General features: G+C 44.5%; 20 protein-coding genes. 7 read left to right on the forward strand and 13 right to left on the reverse strand.

The window, feature by feature from the left end:
- Positions 1 to 97: 97 nt before the first annotated feature.
- From nupQ to maeL, 6 genes are all read right to left on the reverse strand, one after another.
- Entirely contained in the window at positions 98 to 1,057 is a 960-nt protein-coding gene (gene nupQ, locus M1D94_RS05060) for a guanosine ABC transporter permease NupQ (protein WP_014480697.1), read from the reverse strand.
- Positions 1,058 to 2,104 carry a guanosine ABC transporter permease NupP gene (nupP, locus tag M1D94_RS05065; protein ID WP_029725865.1) on the reverse strand — a complete coding sequence of 349 codons (1,047 nt, stop codon included), beginning with the start codon at positions 2,102 to 2,104 and terminating at the stop codon, positions 1,058 to 1,060.
- Entirely contained in the window at positions 2,097 to 3,629 is a 1,533-nt protein-coding gene (gene nupO, locus M1D94_RS05070) for a guanosine ABC transporter ATP-binding protein NupO (RefSeq protein ID WP_282627066.1), read from the reverse strand. Before nupO ends, nupP begins: the two co-directional genes overlap by 8 nt.
- A gap of 75 nt (positions 3,630 to 3,704) precedes the next feature.
- Entirely contained in the window at positions 3,705 to 4,784 is a 1,080-nt protein-coding gene (nupN, locus tag M1D94_RS05075) for a guanosine ABC transporter substrate-binding protein NupN (protein WP_015384509.1), read from the reverse strand.
- A gap of 473 nt (positions 4,785 to 5,257) precedes the next feature.
- On the reverse strand, positions 5,258 to 5,965 hold the full coding sequence (maeM, locus tag M1D94_RS05080; protein WP_014477821.1) for a two-component system response regulator MaeM: 708 nt from the start codon (positions 5,963 to 5,965) through the stop codon (positions 5,258 to 5,260).
- A complete protein-coding gene (gene maeL, locus M1D94_RS05085) occupies positions 5,958 to 7,559 on the reverse strand; it encodes a two-component system sensor histidine kinase MaeL (RefSeq protein WP_003228835.1) in 1,602 nt (533 codons plus the stop codon). Before maeL ends, maeM begins: the two co-directional genes overlap by 8 nt.
- Positions 7,560 to 7,736: 177 nt before the next feature.
- On the opposite strand from maeL, the gene M1D94_RS05090 reads away from it, so the two are divergent.
- Positions 7,737 to 8,294 (forward strand): YufK family protein, encoded by a 558-nt coding sequence (locus tag M1D94_RS05090; RefSeq protein WP_003228837.1) that lies wholly within the window; start codon positions 7,737 to 7,739, stop codon positions 8,292 to 8,294.
- A gap of 223 nt (positions 8,295 to 8,517) precedes the next feature.
- Here the strand turns inward: M1D94_RS05090 and M1D94_RS05095 are convergent, their stop codons facing one another.
- From M1D94_RS05095 to M1D94_RS05105, 3 genes are all read right to left on the reverse strand, one after another.
- Positions 8,518 to 8,931 carry a thiol-disulfide oxidoreductase DCC family protein gene (locus tag M1D94_RS05095; RefSeq protein WP_015384506.1) on the reverse strand — a complete coding sequence of 138 codons (414 nt, stop codon included), beginning with the start codon at positions 8,929 to 8,931 and terminating at the stop codon, positions 8,518 to 8,520.
- Positions 8,932 to 8,951: 20 nt separating this feature from the next.
- Positions 8,952 to 10,826 carry a transglycosylase domain-containing protein gene (locus M1D94_RS05100; protein WP_010886602.1) on the reverse strand — a complete coding sequence of 625 codons (1,875 nt, stop codon included), beginning with the start codon at positions 10,824 to 10,826 and terminating at the stop codon, positions 8,952 to 8,954.
- Positions 10,827 to 10,918: 92 nt separating this feature from the next.
- A complete protein-coding gene (locus M1D94_RS05105) occupies positions 10,919 to 12,127 on the reverse strand; it encodes a multidrug efflux MFS transporter (RefSeq protein ID WP_371929879.1) in 1,209 nt (402 codons plus the stop codon).
- Between M1D94_RS05105 and M1D94_RS05110 the strand changes: the two genes are divergently transcribed.
- Both M1D94_RS05110 and kapD read left to right on the forward strand, forming a co-directional pair.
- Positions 12,030 to 12,233, forward strand: a complete 204-nt coding sequence (locus M1D94_RS05110) for a hypothetical protein (protein ID WP_003243502.1) — start codon at positions 12,030 to 12,032, stop codon at positions 12,231 to 12,233. The two genes, M1D94_RS05105 and M1D94_RS05110, sit on opposite strands and share 98 nt — an antisense overlap.
- Before the next feature lie 75 nt (positions 12,234 to 12,308).
- Positions 12,309 to 12,926, forward strand: a complete 618-nt coding sequence (gene kapD / locus M1D94_RS05115) for a 3'-5' exonuclease KapD (RefSeq protein WP_014480688.1) — start codon at positions 12,309 to 12,311, stop codon at positions 12,924 to 12,926.
- Positions 12,927 to 12,952: 26 nt separating this feature from the next.
- On the opposite strand, the gene kapB is transcribed toward kapD, so the two are convergent.
- The 3 genes from kapB to patB all read right to left on the reverse strand — a co-directional run bounded on the left by kapB (position 12,953) and on the right by patB (position 15,960).
- Positions 12,953 to 13,339, reverse strand: coding sequence for a kinase-associated lipoprotein KapB (kapB, locus tag M1D94_RS05120; RefSeq protein ID WP_456270443.1), 387 nt, complete (start codon positions 13,337 to 13,339; stop codon positions 12,953 to 12,955).
- A 45-nt stretch (positions 13,340 to 13,384) separates the two neighbouring features.
- Positions 13,385 to 14,671 carry a sporulation sensor histidine kinase KinB gene (kinB, locus tag M1D94_RS05125; protein WP_015714613.1) on the reverse strand — a complete coding sequence of 429 codons (1,287 nt, stop codon included), beginning with the start codon at positions 14,669 to 14,671 and terminating at the stop codon, positions 13,385 to 13,387.
- Positions 14,672 to 14,796: 125 nt separating this feature from the next.
- Entirely contained in the window at positions 14,797 to 15,960 is a 1,164-nt protein-coding gene (gene patB, locus M1D94_RS05130) for a cystathionine beta-lyase PatB (RefSeq protein ID WP_456270444.1), read from the reverse strand.
- 86 nt (positions 15,961 to 16,046) lie between these two features.
- Here patB and M1D94_RS05135 point away from each other — a divergent pair, with 86 nt between their 5' ends.
- Entirely contained in the window at positions 16,047 to 16,307 is a 261-nt protein-coding gene (locus M1D94_RS05135) for a YugE family protein (protein WP_032726785.1), read from the forward strand.
- 24 nt (positions 16,308 to 16,331) lie between these two features.
- Here M1D94_RS05135 and M1D94_RS05140 read toward each other — a convergent pair whose 3' ends face one another.
- On the reverse strand, positions 16,332 to 17,153 hold the full coding sequence (locus M1D94_RS05140) for an alpha/beta fold hydrolase (RefSeq protein ID WP_072173682.1): 822 nt from the start codon (positions 17,151 to 17,153) through the stop codon (positions 16,332 to 16,334).
- Positions 17,154 to 17,300: 147 nt separating this feature from the next.
- On the opposite strand from M1D94_RS05140, the gene M1D94_RS05145 reads away from it, so the two are divergent.
- The 3 genes from M1D94_RS05145 (at position 17,301) to yugI (ending at position 19,556) form a co-directional block, all read left to right on the forward strand.
- Positions 17,301 to 17,801 (forward strand): Lrp/AsnC family transcriptional regulator, encoded by a 501-nt coding sequence (locus M1D94_RS05145; protein ID WP_009968070.1) that lies wholly within the window; start codon positions 17,301 to 17,303, stop codon positions 17,799 to 17,801.
- Positions 17,802 to 18,962: an aminotransferase gene (locus tag M1D94_RS05150; protein ID WP_003228862.1), complete on the forward strand. Its 1,161-nt coding sequence runs from the start codon at positions 17,802 to 17,804 to the stop codon at positions 18,960 to 18,962.
- A gap of 201 nt (positions 18,963 to 19,163) precedes the next feature.
- Positions 19,164 to 19,556: a S1 domain-containing post-transcriptional regulator GSP13 gene (yugI, locus tag M1D94_RS05155; RefSeq protein ID WP_003228864.1), complete on the forward strand. Its 393-nt coding sequence runs from the start codon at positions 19,164 to 19,166 to the stop codon at positions 19,554 to 19,556.
- Positions 19,557 to 19,577 lie beyond the last annotated feature (21 nt).

The following is a 19,577-nucleotide window of genomic DNA, read 5'->3' on the forward strand; positions in this document are numbered from 1 at the left end:
ATTTTTTTAAGTTAAAAAACTAATAAACAATTAAATTAAGGGGGTCTTTTGGATTAGAAAAAAATCCCTGAGAATCGTCTTCCCAGGGGAGAATGTTTTATCTTTTTCCTTTAATATAAGGCACGCCATTGGCTTTTGGCGCATCTGCCCGCCCGATAAAGCCGGTTAAAGCGAGAATCGTTAAGACATAAGGAGCCATCAGCATATACACATTTGGTATGTCTTTAAAAAGAGGGAGCAGCGATCCAATGATACTTAAGCTTTGGGCGAATCCGAAAAACAAGGCGGCCCCCAGTGCTCCGATCGGATGCCATTTTCCGAATACAAGCGCTGCCAGGGCGATAAAGCCTTGCCCGGAGATGGTAGAGTGCGTGAAATCAAGCGCAATTGTAGAGGCATATACGCCGCCGCCGAGACCGCCGAACAATCCGCTGATCATCACGCCGATGTAGCGCATTTTATATACGTTGATTCCCATCGTATCGGCCGCCATCGGATGCTCTCCGACAGAACGGATACGAAGGCCGAACGGCGTTTTGAACAAGATAAACCAGGAAATAAAGGCAAGTGCTATTGCAAGAATAGACGTATAATAGACATCCGAAAAGAAGATCTTTCCCAAGACGGGAATATCGCCCAAACCGGGGATTTTCGTCTTATAAAAAGGCTCTGGAATTTTGTCTGTCTGCGCTTTGCCGTAGATCAGTTTGACGATAAATAAAGTTGCCCCAAGCGCCAGCATGTTAATGGCGACACCGCTGACTGTCTGGTCGGCGCGAAACGAAATCGCCGCTGCCGCGTGAATCAGTGAAAACAGGGCGCCTGCTGCCATGGCGGCAAGGAGCGAAAGCCAAGGTGCGGCGGCACCTAATTCCGGACCAAAAAATAAATTAAATAACACGCTGGTGAACGCCCCGATAATCATGAGGCCTTCTAAGCCGATATTCACCACACCTGATCTCTCGGAAAACACGCCGCCGAGAGCAGTTAAAATAAGCGGGGCCGCATAGACGAGTGTTGCAGGGACAATGATAGATAAAATCTGCACAATGTCCACTTAGTTCGCCCCCTTTTTCTTCAATTTGCCCATGACGAAACGAATCGCATAGCTTGAAGCCACAAACAGAATAATAATGGCAATCACAATATCAACGACCTCTGATGGAACGCCTGATTCAATCGGCATATTTAATGCGCCGATTTTCAGCCCGCCAAGCAGGCATGCCGCCAGTACAACGCCGACGGCTGTGTTTCCCCCAAGAAGAGCGACAGCGATACCGTCAAAGCCTACGCCGGTAAATGCGCCTTTCACTGCTGCGTATTCGAATGTTCCTAGGCCCTCCATGGCTCCGGCAAGGCCTGCAAAAGCGCCGGAGATAAGCATGGAGGTCATGATATTCTTCCGCACGCTCATGCCGGCATACTGGGAAGCGTGCTGGTTAAATCCGACCGCCCGGAGCTCAAATCCTTTTGTAGTTTTGTTGATGATAAACCACATGATAACTGCTGCGAGAAGGGCAACGATGATTCCCAAATGCAGCCGTGAGTAATCGGTGAGCTGTTCAAGAAAAGGAGAGCGGAGGGAGGCGGATTCGTGAATTTTCCCCGTCTTGTCCTGATGATCTGTCAAGACGTTTGAAATGATGTAATTGGTCATGTGCAGCGCGATATAATTCATCATAATGGTGACAATGACTTCATGAACGTAAAATCGCGCTTTCAAAATGCCGGGAATAAACCCCCATAATCCTCCTGCAGCTGCTGCTGTAATCAATGCGAGCGGCAAGTGAATATATGCCGGTCCGTCAAACGCCGTACCGACCCAAACCGCTGCTGTCCAGCCGACGAGCAGCTGGCCCTCGACGCCGATATTAAAGAGTCCGGTTCGGAATGCAAAGGCGACAGCCAATCCGGATAAAATATAAGGCGTAATTTGCCGGATTGTTTCTCCGACATAATAGATTTCTCCGAATATCCCATTCCACAAAGCCGAATATCCGCTGGCCACACTGTAGCCGCTCACAAGCATAATCAACGCGCCGGCCGCAAGACCAAGTATGATTGCGATGAGCGGCACGAGTAAATGAGAGAGTCGTTTAACCATTTGCTTTCCCCGCTTCCTTTTGCGTGCTTCCTGCCATCAAGAGACCAAGCTCCTGTTCAGTGGTTTCCTGCGGATTAACGCTGGTGATAATGCGTCCTTCAAAAATAACGGCGATTCTGTCACTGAGATTCATAATTTCTTCAAGCTCAAACGAGAGGAGAAGAACGGCTTTCCCGGCATCACGCTGCTCAATGAGCTTTTTATGGACAAATTCAATCGCTCCGACATCAAGGCCGCGAGTCGGCTGGGCGGCAATTAATAAATCAGGATTTCGGTCTATTTCCCGCCCGATAATCGCTTTTTGCTGGTTTCCGCCTGACAATGCCCGAGCGTGTGTATATTCATCCGGCGTTCTGACATCGTACTCAGTGATCAGGCTGCGTGCTTTTTTGTACATTTCGCCTTTATGTAAAACGCCCAATGCTGAATACGGCTTTTTGTAATAGCTTTGCAGCAGGATATTCTCTCCGATTGGAAAATCAAGGACGAGACCGTGTTTATGGCGATCCTGAGGGATATGGCCGATCCCGGATTCAGTGATTTTTCTTGGCGTCAGGTTTTGGATCTGTTTTCCGTTTAAGGTGATTGTTCCTGAATCTGTTTTGCGGAGTCCTGTCACCGCTTCGATCAGCTCAGATTGCCCGTTTCCGTCGACGCCTGCTATGCCGACTATTTCTCCCGCTTTGACTGAAAGAGACAAATCTCTGACTGTCTCTATTCCGCGGGTATCCTTTACAGTTATGCCGTCAATCGCAAGCACTTCCGCTCCCGGCTGAGCAGCTCTCTTTTCGGTTTTGAACGATACCTCACGGCCGACCATTAGACTGGCGAGTTCGTCTTGGTTTGTATCACGGACATCAAGGGTTTTGATGCCTTTTCCTTTACGGATAACCGTAACGCGGTCACAAATCTCCATAATCTCTTTCAGCTTATGGGTGATTAAGATGATGGACTTCCCTTCTTTGACCAGGTTCTTCATAATTTGCATCAGTTCCTTAATTTCATGAGGCGTCAAAACAGCCGTCGGTTCATCAAAAATCAGAATGTCGGCACCGCGGTAGAGGGTTTTTAATATTTCTGCGCGCTGCTGCATACCGACTGATATGTCAGCTGCTTTTGCTTCAGGATGGATCTGCAGGCCGTATCGATCGGAAATGTCCTGCACCTCTTGGCCAGCACGCTTCCGGTCAATTCTGCCAAACTTCTTTGGCTCCTTCCCGAGAATAATATTTTCAGCAACTGTAAAGGTGTCAACAAGCATAAAGTGCTGGTGCACCATTCCAATTCCAAGGTCATTCGCTTTGTTCGGGCTGTTGATGTGCACCTTCTCGCCGCGCACCCGAATTTCACCCCGCTCCGGCTGATACAGCCCGAAAAGGACATTCATCAATGTTGATTTCCCCGCTCCGTTTTCACCGAGCAACGCGTGTATTTCGCCTTTTTTGACCTGAAGATTGATATTGTCATTGGCGACGATACCTGGAAACGCCTTGCGGATATTGAGCATTTCAATGACATATTCCATTGATTGACCGCTCCTTTATTTCAAAATAAAAGAAAAACAAGGGATAAGGGCTCGACCTCCTTATCCCTGCGATTCTTATTCAGCTTTAAAGGTTTTCAGCTCTTTCTCAGTTGCCGGGACTTCCAATCCGTCGATGATTTTTTTCTTCCATTTATCGACCGCTTTGATCACATCATCCGATAGATTTTGTTTAGATGGAGAAATGCCGACTCCGTCTTGATCAAGCCCGTAGGTAAGTGTTTCGCCGCCCGGGAACTTTCCGTCACTCGCTTTTTTCGTTACATCTTCAACGACTGTATCTACTTTTTTCACCATGGAAGTGAGGGTGACGTTATCATCTGTTCCTTCTACCTGGCCTTCTGCGTATTGGTCTTTATCGACACCGATGACCCAGACATCGCGTTTTGGATCTTCTTTCTTCAGGTTTTTCGCTTCAGTAAAGACGCCTGTGCCAGTGGCGCCCGCAGAGTGATAAATAACATCTACGCCTGATTTATACATGCTTTCGGCGGTTGCTTTGCCGACATCGGCTTTATCGAAACCTCCTGCGTATTTCACTTCTACAACGGCTTTAGGGTTAACTGCTTGCACGCCGGCACGGAAGCCGACCTCGAATTTTTTGATTAACTCTGATTCCATGCCGCCTACAAAGCCGATTTTTCCTGATTTGCTTGATAGGGCTGCGGCCACTCCGACGAGAAATGAGCCTTCCTGCTCTTTAAACGTAATACTTGCGACGTTGTCTTTATCGACAACAGCATCTATAATCGCGAAGTTTGTATTTTTGCGCTGGTCAGCAATTTCGCTGATTGAATCCTCCATTAAGTAGCCGACGCCGTAAATTAAGTCAAAATTCTCACGCGCCAATTTATTTAAGTTCGTTGTATAGTCTGCATCTGATTTGGATTGAAGATAGTCGTAACCGTTTTTGCCTTTTTTCAGCCCATTCTCTTTCCCAAAGGCTTGGATGCCTTCCCAGGCTGATTGGTTGAAGGATTTGTCATCCACTCCGCCTACGTCAGTAACCATCGCCACACTGAATTTGTTTTTGCCTTCGCCTGAGCCGCTGCTTTTTTCGCTGTTTCCGCATGCTCCTAATATGGTGCCTGCTGCGATCACAAGTGACATCGCCAATCCGATTTTTCGTTTATTCAAGATATAACCCCCCAGAAAAATTTGGTTCAAAGCTGATCCGGCCAGTCATGTGATGGGCTGTCCTGAACAATTTCTTAGAATCGATAAAATTTTCTGATAATAACAAATGGAATGCGCTGAGACAGTTCTATTCTTCCCTGAATAAGCGTGGTGTGAGTATTTCCTTCGAAAGGCGGGGAAGAGAAGGATGCGGAAGGCGTTCCGGGCGGAAAACCGTGACATCGTTTTCTGAAGTAAGACTTATGACTTAGTTTTTCGGGATCAACTTACCAATCATAATTTATCATTTAACTAATAAGAAATAAATAGAATTTCGCATAATTTTTTAAAAAGTATCTATTTTTAGAATTGTTTGCTTAAAAATGTTGAAAGGCCCTTTGTTATTCTTGTATAACTTTTCAACAATAGAATCAAGCATCTTGGCAAGAGATATGACAGAAAAACGCACTGCTCAAAACAAGCAGTGCGTTTTCTTATAGATATTGCTTTATTCCGTTAAGGTTACTGTTGTTGACGTTGTACTGAAACACAGGTCTTCCGATCGTTCCGTACGCCATTTCTACATTCAGAACCTGTATATCTTCAAGAAACTTTAAGTATTTTCGTATGGATACTTGAGAGATTTCTGTGTGCTTTGCCAAGTCTTCTGTCGTAAAAGATTCATTTTCAAATGACTGGATACTGGACCAGATCAGCTTCAGCGTGCTTTTTGTCAGGCCTTTAGGAAGCTGCACTTTTTCTGTTGCTTCTTTCTTTTGAAAAAGCTCGGCGTCCAGTTCTTTTTGGCTCATGTTGCGATGGGTTGAATACACCTTTTGTTTTCGTCTGTAATCAGACAGAGCCGTTTGGAATCGTTCAAATTCAAACGGTTTGATTAAATAATCAACAGCTCCGTACCGAAGTGTTTTCTTGATCACGTCAAGCTCGCTGGCCGCTGAGATGACAATCACGTCAACCGCTTCATTTTGGGCTCTCAATTCCGTCAGCAGTTCCAGCCCGTTTTTTCCCGGCATATAAATATCAAGCAAAATGAGGTCGATATGATGCTCGCCTAAAATATGCAGAGCGCTTTGAAAGGAAGAAGCGATGCCTTTCAGCTGAAAGCCATCTATTTGGCTTAAGTATCGTTTATTTAATTCACCCACCATGGGGTCATCTTCAACTATTAGTACATTAATCATGATTTTCCTCCTTCGGTTCGTACGGGATGCGAATACTGAATGTCGTTCCTTCATTCTTTTCGCTTGTGAGGATCATTTGGCCTTTTAAATTTTCGATGCTTTGCTGTGTGAAATAAAGGCCGAATCCCCGGTTTTTGCCCTTTGTTGAATAGCCTTGTTCAAATACTTTGGCTTGGTCTTCTTCAGACATGCCTGCTCCAGTATCGGTAATTTCAATATCAAGTATGCTGTTATGGAAGCGCATGGACATGGTGATTTGTTTTTTCGGCATATCGGCAACGGCGTCTAAGCCATTGTTGATGAGATTTCCGATGATTGTAATAAGTTCATGGATGACAGAAGGGTCTGCCGCGTTCGGGATGACACCGTTGCATTCAATATCAAGATTTGCGCCCTGCTCACGTATAAAGCTTTGCTTTCCAAGCAGAAAACCGGCCAGTACGGAGCTTTTGACATCATTTATAATTTCACTTGTTTCTGATTTTTGCTGTATGGCAATATCTTTAATATAATCTCCAAGATCGTCATACTCTTTCAGCTGGACGAGCCCTAATATCACATGCAGTTTGTTCATAAATTCATGAGACTGCGCTCTCAGTGCGTTTGCATACATTTTAACACCGGAAAGCTGTTCAGCTAAATGTTTTACCTCGGTCTTATCACGGAATGTCGCAATTGCTCCGACAGTTTGTCCTTTCAGCTGGATAGGAACTTCATTAAACACAAGCTCCAGCCCGTTAATGCGGACGTCTCTGTCTTGAAGGGGTTTTTTTGTCTCAATGACCTTTTTCAAGCGGCTTTTCGGCAAGATGTCATCTACATCCTGATCAATGGGATTGGTGTTGATGCCCATTTTGACGAATAGACGTTTTGCTTCCGCGTTGGCAAGTTTAATTTTGCCATGTTCATCGACAGCGAGTATTCCTTCCTTCGTCGATTCCAGCATCGCGCTCCGTTCTTCAAGCAGAGTCGCAATTTCATAAGGTTCAAGTCCGTACATGATATTTTTCACTGTACGGGCGACGATAACGGCTCCGATCACACCGACGAAGATGCTGACGCAAATAATAAAGTAAAGCGGCCGTAAGCTATGGCTGATCACTTCATCAATTTCATTTACGGTGATGCCGACCGCGACTGCACCGACCTGTTTTCCATTCTCCGCGTAGACAGGGACGAACGCTCTCTGCGATTTCCCGAGCGTGCCAGAGGCTGTGCTGATATGGACATGCCCTTTTAATACCTCGGACTCATCACCGCCTCTGAATTTTTTTCCGATTTTGCTCGGGTCAGGATGAGTTTTGCGGATACCGTTCATATCCATGACGACAACAAATTCCGTGCCGGTAATTTTCTGAACCCGCTTTGTGTAGCTCTGCAGTTCCTTTTGTTTTTTTCCGCTTTCTAAAGCAGCGGCTGTCATCGGCGCTTCAGCTACCATTTCAGCAGTCTGCAGCGCAGTGGCCTTTTCCTGATCTCTAATTCGTTTGGTGGTTTGGGCACCGACTGTAAAAAACGTAATGAGCAATGCGATTAATACAACGATACAAACAAATATGGTGAGTCTGGTTTGCAGTTTTAATGTTTTTTTCATATAAAACTTCCTTACGTTTTATGATTCCTGCGTACTACTTTACTCTCAAAATGCTGCTTTGTGAAGATTTGGGACCGTAATTCGTAAAAAGGAGAAAAAATGGAATAATTTATCTTGTCAATGTGTTTTAAGTCCTCCATAATAAATGAGGTAGATTATAGAAAGGGACTTTTTTATATGAAAAATACTTATTTGACAGGATATTTTCCGCTGATTGCGATCCTGCTTTTTAGTTCGTCCTTATCCATCTCAACTTCACTTTATGCGTTGAAGATGCTGTCTTCATTTGGAATGTATGATGGAATGCTCGATTATTTTTCAGAGAAAGGAATCAGGCTTGCGTTATTTGCTGCCTTTGCACTTTTATATTTTATGGTTCTGTCCGCTCTGAAATTGATTGCAAATACCGTGACCGAGCTGTCATTGCTGTTTTTTGCTAATGATCCGGAAGGGAACAACCTGAAAAAACTCAGAATGGGTTCCATGATTTATTTGGGCGGCGGGATTTTATCCTTTGTGCTCTTGCAAAATGTCATTTGGATTGTGATCTGGTTTGCGGTCGTCACGCTCGCTTACTTTGTGTTTACCGTATACCGGATTTATTCGACGCTTTCTCTCATGTCATTAGTCGGGTTCATTCTATTGGAACTGCTGTTTTGGTTTACCTTTGTTATCGGTATTCTGTTCATATTTATCAAGCTTTATAATAGCATAATGGCTAGCTTACCTGTGTAAGCTAGCCATTTCAGCGTTTGGTGGTCAGATTTGCGCTTCGTGCTCTATACGCAATAAAACGGCGGCTAGATTCTCAGGTTTCCGCCGTTTCACATCCAATGTTCGCTCTTCATCGACTTCAAAAGTTTTCAATCACGCTGAAAAGATGACAAAATCCTAAAACGAAGCCGTTTTAGGATTTTGTCAACAATCTGTGATGGCTAGCTTCCTAGCCATTTTTTATTTACGGTAAAAATCTTTTTTTAATAGAAGGGGAGGGGAGCATACATTCATTTTTTTTGCCAAACCACTTATAGCGGTTGTTGGCAATGAAAGAATAGACCATATCTCTGACAGGCTTCGGCACTGCGAAAAACAGGACGAAGAGCCGCCATGGGCCTCGCAGATGCCTGAAAACCTTAATGGCTGCAGTTGACTTTGTGTACACTTGGCCGTCTTCAATAAAGACAAAGCTGTCAAACCGATCAGTCGGAAGCCCGCTTTTTTTCAGCAGGCTCTGTCCTGTTTCCGACTGCAGCGATGTGAAAGAAATCAATCCGTCCGGATCACGTTTAATGATAAACTGCACGGCGCCATTGCATAAATTGCAGACACCGTCAAACAGCAAAACGCGATTTGGAATTTGTTCTGAAGTCACTCCATATCCCCTCCGATCCTTTAATAAGCCGCTTGCAGCGTTCCTTTCCAGATGGAAAGCTGAGGGCTGATGCTGTGAAGATATTCAACGCTGGTCGGTGTATCCTTTCCGACCCAGACACCCATTGTATACGTATCAGTCAGGCCGACAAACCACATATCGTGATAATCATTTGATGTTCCGGTTTTACCGCCGATGTAAGGCGCATTGAAATATGCTTTTTTCCCTGTTCCGCTTTTCACAACGGAAGACATCAGTTTTTTCAGCTGCATGTTCGTGCGGACGCTGAATATTTGAGTCGCTTTATCATTCCATTTATAAAGCGTTTTTCCTTTAAGGTCTGTCACCTTTGTAATCGCATGGCTCGGCGTATAGCTTCCGCTGTTTCCGAATGTCGTATAAGCCTTTGTCATCTCAAGAGGCGTCATGCCGTTTGTAAATCCGCCAAGCGCCGCCGGAAGAAGATAGTCACTGTCGACAAGTTTGGCAAAATGATACGGCTCAATATAACTGAATGCCTTTTGGATGCCGACGCGGTCGAGCATTCTAATAGCCGGGGTATTATATGAATTTTTAAACGCCGTATCAAGCGTCACTGTGCCGTAAGTGCGGTTATTGTAGTTTTGCGGACAGTAGTCTTTGCTGCAAAACTTGCTGGCATCAATGGTGCTGCTTGTTGTCGCGCCGGTCTGTTCAATATAAGGGCCGTAATCAAGAAGCGGCTTAATGGATGAACCCGGCTGCCTGTACGCCTGGTAGGCGCGGTTAAAGTCATATTTTTGATAGTTTTTCCCGCCGGATAGAGCGATGATTTGATGCGTCTGGTGATTAATCACAGCCGCTCCGCCCTGTACGTCCGCATACGGGAGCTTGGAATTCATTTGTGCCACAACTTGATTTTGCATGTACGGATCAAGTGCAGTATAAATTTTCACGCCGTCTTTCATCAGCGTGCTGACTCTTGCGGACAGCTCGTTCTCGATCTTTTCTTTTTGTTTTCCTGATGCTTTTTGAAGGCGTTTATCAAAGCCTTCTGATTCAGACACCAGCTGAGTGAATTCATCATTGACGTAGGAAACGTAGTCAGGATATTTGTCTTCTCTTTTTTCAACATCCAGTTTGATTTTTTGTTTTACGGCTTTTTTCAGCTCTTTGTCCGTAATGACCCCGGCATCTTTTAGCCCTTTAAGCAAACGTTCTTGACGGCTTTTCGTGTAGTCAAAATGCTTGAGAGGATCATATAATGTAGGGTTATTAGGTATAGCACAGATAAAAGCCATTTCTCCCACTGTGAGAGATTTCAGCGGTTTGCTGAAATAGAATTGAGCTGCTGAACCGACGCCGTAAACACCGTTGTTGAAATAAATGGTATTTAAGTAAGCTTCAAGAATTTCATTTTTCGTATATTTTTTCTCCAGCTGATAGGAATACGCGAGCTCTGTCAGCTTGCGGCTGAAGGAGCGTTCGTGGCTCAAATACAAGTTTCTTGAAAGCTGCTGTGTGATGGTGCTGGCACCCTGGTCAATTTTCTTGTCTTTTACGTTAGAAGCAGTAGCCCGCACCATTCCCATAAAGTCAAAGCCTTTATGCTCGTAAAAATGGCGGTCCTCAGATGTTAAGAAAATCTGTTTGACTTCCTCGGGAATCTTGTTAAATGGAACGAGCACACGGTTTTCGTGGTCGCTAACGATTTCCGAGACAAGGGAGCCGTCCCTGTCATACATGTAGCTGTTCTGAACAAGGCTGATATCTTTCAGATCAATATTTTTATCAAGCACCTGATCCAGGGACTTCATTTGTTTTACTTCTTTTCCGGAAGCGATAACTGTAAATGCAAACAATGGGATTATGCAAAGGAGCAAAATCCATCCGATTATTTTTCGTAACATGGTCACTCTCTTTTCTCCTAAATTCTAGCCATATCGTACCATTCTTTTGAGATTACGAGAAGGTTAAATTTAGAAGATTCCTCAGTTTTTTCTCGGAATCAGCTTGCTTTGGCATAAGAATCTTTCCGAAGTTTCTGCATGATCCAAAGCATGCAGGCGCCGGCGAAAAAGAGAAACGCCGTGACGTAAAAGGTGGCCGAAATGGTAAAATGGCTCGATATGATTCCGCCCAGCAGAGGCCCGAGCACGTTGCCTAAAAAGCGAAAGCTGACATTGTAGCCGAGAACTTCACCTTGAATGCTGCCGGGAGCCTGAACGCGGATCGCTGCCGTAATGCATGGCAGCAAACCGCCCATCGCCATTCCGAATAAAAATCTGAAAACAAGGAGCACGCTGAGTGAGGACGCGAGCGCCTGCGGAATAAAAAAGAAAGAGGCGGCGAGCAAAAGTCCGATTAAAATGCGGCGGTGGCCGTAGCGGTCGCCCAGATCACCCCATTTTCTAGCCAGCAGCAAACTTCCGAGCCCCGTTGCTGAAAATGCCATGCCGGAGAAAAAGGCAAGATTGACAGGTCCGTGCAGCTCATTTACATATAAAGCGAGCAGGGGCTGGATACTGAAATTGCCTGTTTGAATCAGCATGGTTAACAGCATCATGACCCACAGCGCCGGATGGTGAAAAATATAGGAGAGCACTTCTTTTCTCGAGTAAGACGTACGTTTGGCTGTTTTCTCTGCAAGAGGCTTTTCTTTGACACCAAATAACACGAGAAGAACAGACGAGAAAATCACAAAGGATGTGATAAAAAAGGTATACGTAAAGCCGAAACGATCAGCAAGCATGCCTCCCAAAAGCGGGCCGAACAAGCTTCCGGACACTTGCCCCATTTGCAGCGTGCCAAGTGTTTTGCCGGCTGAGCTCTTCGGAGTCTGTGCCGAAATCATCGCAAGAGAAGTCGGGATGAATCCGGTTACAAGACCCATTGCCATACGCAGAAAAAACAATTGGTACACCGATGTAACAAAGCCCATGAAGAAAATGCTGAGGGCAATGCCCGTTCCGGTTGCCATAAGGATTTTCTTGTATCCGCGTTTGTCTCCGAACCGTCCCCAAAACGGGGATACCAAAAACGCCATGAGAAATGTAATGCCGAACACATAGCCACTCCACCTTTGCACAAAGCCGTTTGAAAAAGAGCTGAGCGTCTCAATGTATAAGGAGAGAAAAGGAACGATCATCGTTGTGCTAGCGGAGACAAAAAAGTTCGCCAGCCACACAATGACAAAGTTTTTCTTACGGATAGAAATAACATCACCTTCTTATTATTTCGGGTTCCTTACTAATTATAAAGAAACGATTCACAATTTAAAAGAAACGAAGCGGCTGGGAAAATTCATTATTTTTAGAAAATGAAGAAATGTCGAGAAGGGGAATTGATATACTATAAAGATAGCATTTTCTGATCGGAGGAAAGGCAGGTGTAAAAAGGTGACGACAAACAGCTTACTCATTATTGATTTCGAATTTACAATGCCTGATGGAAAGTACAGTCCTCAAAACTTCTTCCCGGAAATCATTGAAGCCGGAATTGTAAAGTCGATTGATGATGAAGTGGTTGAGACGTTTTCTAGCTATGTTAGACCGAAAAAGTTCCCGAAGCTTACGAAACGCTGCAAATCATTTTTAAAAATAACCCAAAAACAGGTAGACGAAGGAATGAGATTCGAGGATTTCATCCGTAAACTAAACGAGCTGGATCCTGAGAAAAACAGCACAATTATTACGTGGGGAAACATGGATATGAAAGTGCTGAAGCAAAACTGTATGTTTAACCATATCCCTTTCCCGTTTAAGGGAGAAATGAGAGATTTATCGCTTGAATACAAAAACTTTTTTGGAGACCGGACATTGACGGGTTTATGGAAAGCTGCCGAAGAGTATGGAGATTCCGGAACCGGCACCCATCATAAAGCGCTTGATGATGCTCTCACAGCATATAAACTTTTTAAGCTTGTTGAGCAGGATAAGCAGTATCTCGAAAAGCCGAAACCGCCCACAATCGGCGAAAGAATCGATTTAACCGAACTGTTCAAGCGCGCGACGTGAAAAACCCAATCTTTTGTCAGACTGGGTTATGGCCGGTTAAAATATTCTTTTTCTAAAATGTCCAGATTATGAAGGGAGCGTTTTGCCCACTCCGAACCATCCTCATTCAATTTGGCTCTCAGCTGTGCTGTCGCCTCCCGCAGAGATTCGGTATAATCCGGCACTTCACCGTCATAAGGCTTCACCATATGGTGGGGGATATTGGTCTGTTCACCATATGCGAGCGCTTTTCTCTCATGAAAAAATGGCACATCCGCCTGTTTTGGATGATGAAGGTCTCCTTGAGAGGGATGGGTAAGAACCGCTTTCACTTTCACTAAATAGTGCTGCGGCCTGCAAGCCGTGATTTCTCCTATGTATACACCTGTTTTGTAAAATCCTTTAACGATAGAGCCTGTCTCAAACGTGTTCATCTGTCATCACCTCGCATTCATTCTATTAAAGTTCCAATCGATTTGCTAGTGAGGAAGATCAGCGGGAAGCTTAATGGTCACCGTAGTGCCTTTTTGGAAGCTGCTGTTAAATGAAATGGTCCCGTGATGATGTTCAATAATGGAAAAGGTTACGGTGAGGCCGAGTCCCGTTCCGTTCGTTTTTAAGGAATAATAAGGTTCGCCGAGTTTTTGCATTTGATGGTCTGTCATCCCGACCCCATTGTCTGTGATGTTAATCATGATCGTATGGCCGTTTCTTTTGGCTGATATGTGGATCACACCCTTCCCGTGAGGAACCGCTTCAATACTGTTTTTCATCAGGTTGATGACAGCCTGCTTCAGCTTTGTTGCGTCTCCGTATATCAAAAGGTCCGGTTCTGTTTCAGCCTCGACGGTTACTGACTTGTAATTGGCGTACGACACCATAAGGGAGCTTGTCTCTTTGATAAGGGCTGATAGGTCAAAAACCTCTTTTTCGTATAATTGCTGTTTGGCCATATCGAGATAGTTTGTAATAATGCCTTGCGCCCGGTCAAGCTCTGACAGTACAAGCTTTTTGTAATCTGCACTCGACTTGTTTTGTAGGGTTTCATCATTAAAAAGCAGCTGGACAAACCCGCGGACAACTGTCAGCGGATTCCTGACCTCATGGGCGACGCTCGCTGCCAGTTCACTCACAATCGTCATTTTTTCAGAATGGATAAGCTGTGAGCGCAGGGCGATATTTTCGGCGATGCTTTCGATAATATAGATGCTTAATAGAAGAACACTGGAGCGGAAAAGCCCTGAGACTGCCGCCTCGTAAACGAAAATTCCTGATTTTTGAAAATTTAAAATATTCAAGGCGGAAAGAATCCAGCTTGAGGCGAAAAATAGGAAAATCTCCACGCAGCTGATCAATAAAGACAGCAGCAGTTTTTTCGCTTTGGACATGAATGGCCATTTTTTCTGAAATAAGATTGGGATAATGATAAGAAAAGGCAGCAAAGTGAAAACAAACATTGCGGAAGGTTCGTAAAAAAGCAGTTCAAAACATAGGACAGATGCGGCGACTGTAAGTCCGGAAGCGGTACTAATGTAAAATAAACAAATGATAACGGGAATCATCTGAAGGCCGTATTGTATGTAGTCCATTTCATGAATCGGGAAAATAATGCATAAAACGGAGGCGCCGCAGGCGAAGAGCGTGACCAAACCGCTGTTTATTTTTGGCACAAGAATCGCAGGTTTTCCAAGCCAAAACACTTGGTAAAGAAGAATAGGAAACAAAATAAAGCAGATGTGCAGAAGATAGTCTTTTAGAATTTCCATTCGTGTGAAATCCTTTCGTATAAAATATGAATCTATTATAACACTAAATATTAGAAGTAAAATATAAAATTCCTTTATTAAGAACGCCTTTACAAATGAAGACGTAAAGGCGTTTACAGCTATATTTACGATAATGCGGCTTTGATGCGGCGCAGGCCGTCCTGCAGGGTTGCAAGAGAGCATCCCGCGTTCAGGCGCATAAATCCTTCTCCGCCAGGCCCGTATTTCGTCCCGGGCTCTAAAATAACTTTTCCTTTTTTTAGCATTCTTTGCTGAAGCTCTGCATCGGACAAGCCGTAAGCGCTGAAGTCGAGCCAAATCAAGTATGATGCATCCGGCTTCATCATTTTGACCTTTGGCAGCTCGGTGCTCAAAAAGGCTTCCGCTTCGTTCATGTTTTTCTCAATGTAAGTGATCAATTCATCAAGCCACGGTCCGCCTTTTGAATACGCGGCTTCGATTGCAGTGACGGCAAACGCGTTCAGTCCGCCTAAACCATTTCGCTGAAGGCTTGCGGAAAACTTGGCGCGCTTCAGGCGATCCGGAATAATGATCGCTGAAGCTTGCAATCCGGCGATATTAAATGTTTTGCTTGGAGCAGCACATGTCACGGAAATATCAGCGAAATCGTCAGAGAGCGAAGCGAACGGCGTGTGTTTATGTCCGTACAGCATTAAATCGGAATGGATTTCATCCGATACAACTGTGACGCCATGCTCAAGGCACAATTCGCCTAGCTTCAGTAAATCTTCCCGGCCCCATGAACGCCCAGAAGGGTTATGAGGATTGCATAAAATAAACAATGTAACGCTTGGGTCACTAAGCTTCGTCTCCAAATCTTCAAAATCCATTGCATAAGCGCCATCTTTTTCTAGCAGCGGATTATGTAAAATGTGCCGGTCGTTTTTCTCCACCATATGGTAAAAAGGCGTATAAACTGGAGGCTGAACAACTACTTGATCGCCAGGCTCCGTAAAAGCTTGTACCGCCATGCTCAAAGCCGTTACAACGCCGGGGCTGAATGCGATGCTTTCCGGATTTACCTTCCAGCCGTGCCTGTTTTGCATCCATCCGCACACAGCATCCTTCGTTTTTTGATCTGGAGTTGTATAACCAAAAATACCGTGGTCAAGACGCTCTTTTAACGCTTCAGTTATCGCTTCCGGGGCGCGAAAATCCATATCTGCCACCCACATCGGGAGGGCGTCTGTCACGCCAAATAATTCGCCTGTTTTGTCCCATTTCACCGATTGGGTGCCAAGGCGTTCTTCTCGTTTATCAAAGTTCATTCTGTTACCCCCTCATGTATGTTTATTTTTCTAAGCTTCACTATGATAAGATAGAACTGCAAATTTTATTATAAGCGGTGATGAATATGGAAGAAAGTCAAGCGGTCAGGGAAATGATTAAGATTATTGCCAAATGGGACCCGTTTAAATATGGAGAAGAGTTTTACGAAACGGAGGCTGTTGATGTCGTGCAGGCAGTCTATGATGAAAACGATCCCGACTTGCTGGCGAAAAGCATTCAGCAAATATTTGAAACTTCTTTTGAACAAACGCTGCCGATCGCCAGCTGCCGGGAAGTGGCTGGCCAGCTTTTATTCATTAAAAACAGCAGCTCCTGCACGCCTTAAAAAAACCGGTTCAGCACCGGTTTTTTAATTGATAAAATGAGCAATGTGTTCAGAAACAAGTTCAGGCCGTTCTTCAGGCACCAGATGTCCGGTCTGGCCAAGTGAGTACAGCTCGGAATTAGGCAAATCCGCGTGCAGCCGTTTACCGATCTCCATTGGGACAATTCGATCCTCCTCGCCCCAAATCAATAGAGCAGGCTTGTTCATTTTCTTCAATTGCTCGGGTTCTAAATCTCCTTCTCTGTGGCGGATAAACCTTGTCATGGCTTTGAAAATCTGCTCGTCCTGAAACGGTCTGCCATAGCCGTCGATCATCTTCTCATCAATCAGCGATTTGTCATGCACCACATTTAATAAATTTTTCATCACGCCTTCTTTCGAGAGCCAGCGTTTGATGTAAAGATGAAAATACGGGATATGGGTCCCGAAAATGATCGTCGGGTGTGAACGTTTTAAATACCCTGAACTGCAAAGCAGCACAACCTTTGAAAAAAGCTCAGGTTTTTGGAGAGCAGCAGACAGCGATATCTGCCCGCCCATAGAATGCCCGACAAGCACAGCCTGTTTCACTTGCAAGTGCTCCAAAATCCCAATGACAAGCTTAGCAAGGTTTTGATAGGTATAGATAAACGTTCTTGATTTTTCAGATTGGCCGAAAGGAGGCAAATCAAGCGCGATGATGTCGTACTTGTCCCGAAGGAGAGGAATAACTTTTCTGAAGCTGAATGCAGATGATAAAAAACCGTGTACGCAGACCAGCGTTTGCCTGCCGGGATTTTGATAATGTTCGTAGTATACATTGACTCCATCGACCGTAAACCGCCTTATTGGTGAAACCGCCTCCATTCTGTGTCACTCCCTTTTTTTGATGGTTGTATTATGCCCTGAAATTGTCAATTCTAGCGGAAGTTTCTCCTCGTTTTTTCTTAGCATTCGTCAAAAAACGTGATATAATGTCATGAGATTTCTTGACATTGCAAAGGTGTGAATCAAATGAAATTGACAGAAAAAGAAACAGAAATATTAGAAATTTTAGACGAAAACAGCCGCGCCGATTTAGAAACAATCGCAAAGATGGCGGGCATCCCTGTAAATGAAGTAAAAACAATTATTGACAAACTGGAGAAAGAAAAGGTTATTATCGATTATTCCGCTATGATTGACTGGCGAAAAGTCGACGGACATGAGGGCGTTACGGCCATGATTGACGTCAAAGTAACGCCGAAGCGGGGCGTCGGTTTTGATGAAGTGGCGGAACGGATTTACCGATTCCAAGAGGTTGAATCAGTTTACCTGATGTCAGGCGTATACGATTTGTCTGTCGTGATTCGCGGCAATTCGATGTCTGACGTAGCGCGTTTTGTTTCGGATAAACTGTCAACGCTTGATTCAGTTGTATCTACGACAACCCATTTTATCCTGAAAAAATACAAGCATGACGGCAAAGTGTTTGAAACAGGAGACGACGACAAAAGAATCGTGGTGTCACCGTAAATGACTTCGTATTTATCAGACTATGTACAACAAATAAAGCCATCCGGCATCCGCAAATTCTTTGATTTGGCGGCAACGATGGAAGGCGTCATTTCTTTAGGCGTCGGCGAGCCTGATTTTGTTACCGCGTGGAATGTCCGCGAAGCAAGCATTCTCTCTCTTGAACAAGGATATACGTCATACACGGCCAATGCGGGTTTATACTCATTGCGGGAGGAAATCAGCCGTTATTTGAGCAACAGGTTTGATCTTAGCTACTCGCCAGATAATGAGCTGATTGTGACAGTGGGGGCAAGTCAGGCTTTGGATATTGCGATCCGCGCCATTGTGAATCCAGGTGAGGAAGTCATCATTCCTGAGCCGTGTTTTGTGGCGTACGATGCGCTTGTTTCTTTGGCAGGCGGTATCCCGGTTCACGTTCATACAACGGCAGACAAAGGATTTAAAGCAACGGCTGCTGATTTTGAAGCGGCAGTCACTGAAAAAACAAAGGCCATTCTCATCTGCTCACCATCGAATCCGACAGGTTCGGTTTATTCGAAGGAAGAGCTGAATGAGATTGCTGAGTTTGCCAAAAAACATGATGTCATAGTCTTAGCCGACGAGATCTACGCGGAGCTGACATATGATGAGGAATTTACAAGTATAGCGGCATTACCGGGAATGAAGGAACGGACGGTAGTCATCTCAGGCTTTTCAAAAGCATTTGCAATGACGGGCTGGAGGCTCGGTTTTGCCGCGGCACCATCCTTGCTTCGGGATGCCATGCTTAAAATTCATCAGTATGCGATGATGTGCGCGCCCGCAATGGCGCAGTTTGCCGCCCTTGAAGGCCTGAAGAACGGCATGGAAGACGTAGAAAAAATGAAAAAAAGCTATCGAAGAAGACGGAATCTGTTTGTAGAATCGCTCAATGAAATCGGTCTCAGCTGTCATCATCCGGGCGGCGCTTTCTATGCTTTTCCATCTATTAAAAGCACGGGAATGAGTTCAGAACAGTTTGCCGAGGAGCTACTGACGCAGGAAAAAGTGGCAGTTGTTCCTGGAAGTGTGTTTGGTCCGAGCGGTGAGGGATATATCCGTTGTTCATACGCAACCTCGATTGAACAGCTTCAAGAAGCGTTAGTCAGAATGAAACGCTTCCTGCACAAAACAACATAAAAAAAGATACGAACCTTTTGTTCGCATCCAATAAAAGGGGGGAATACTAGAAAGCCTTTGGTATTTTCAGTTTACCCCCTTTTTGCTGTGCATAAACCTGATTTTTTATAAAAAAGTTTTCTTTGCGGAAATAAGACATGTGTGATATAATTTTAAATTGCGTATAAACAGATATTTAATTTAACTTAGGAGTTGTTATGAATGGCAGCAAAATTTGAAGTGGGCAGTGTTTACACTGGTAAAGTTACAGGATTACAAGCGTATGGTGCGTTTGTTGCATTAGATGAAGAAACTCAAGGTTTAGTACACATTTCTGAAGTGACTCACGGTTTCGTAAAAGATATCAACGAGCACCTTTCAGTTGGCGACGAAGTACAAGTAAAAGTACTTGCTGTTGATGAAGAAAAAGGCAAAATCAGCCTTTCAATTCGTGCGACACAAGCTGCGCCTGAGAAAAAAGAAAGCAAACCAAGAAAACCTAAAGCTGCTCAAGTAAGCGAAGAAGCTTCTACACCACAAGGTTTCAACACATTAAAAGATAAGCTTGAAGAGTGGATCGAAATGTCCAACCGCAAAGACCTTATCAAAAAATAAGCATGAAAAAAAGCACCGGAC

The sequence above is a fragment of the Bacillus sp. JZ109 genome (genome assembly GCF_053903135.1).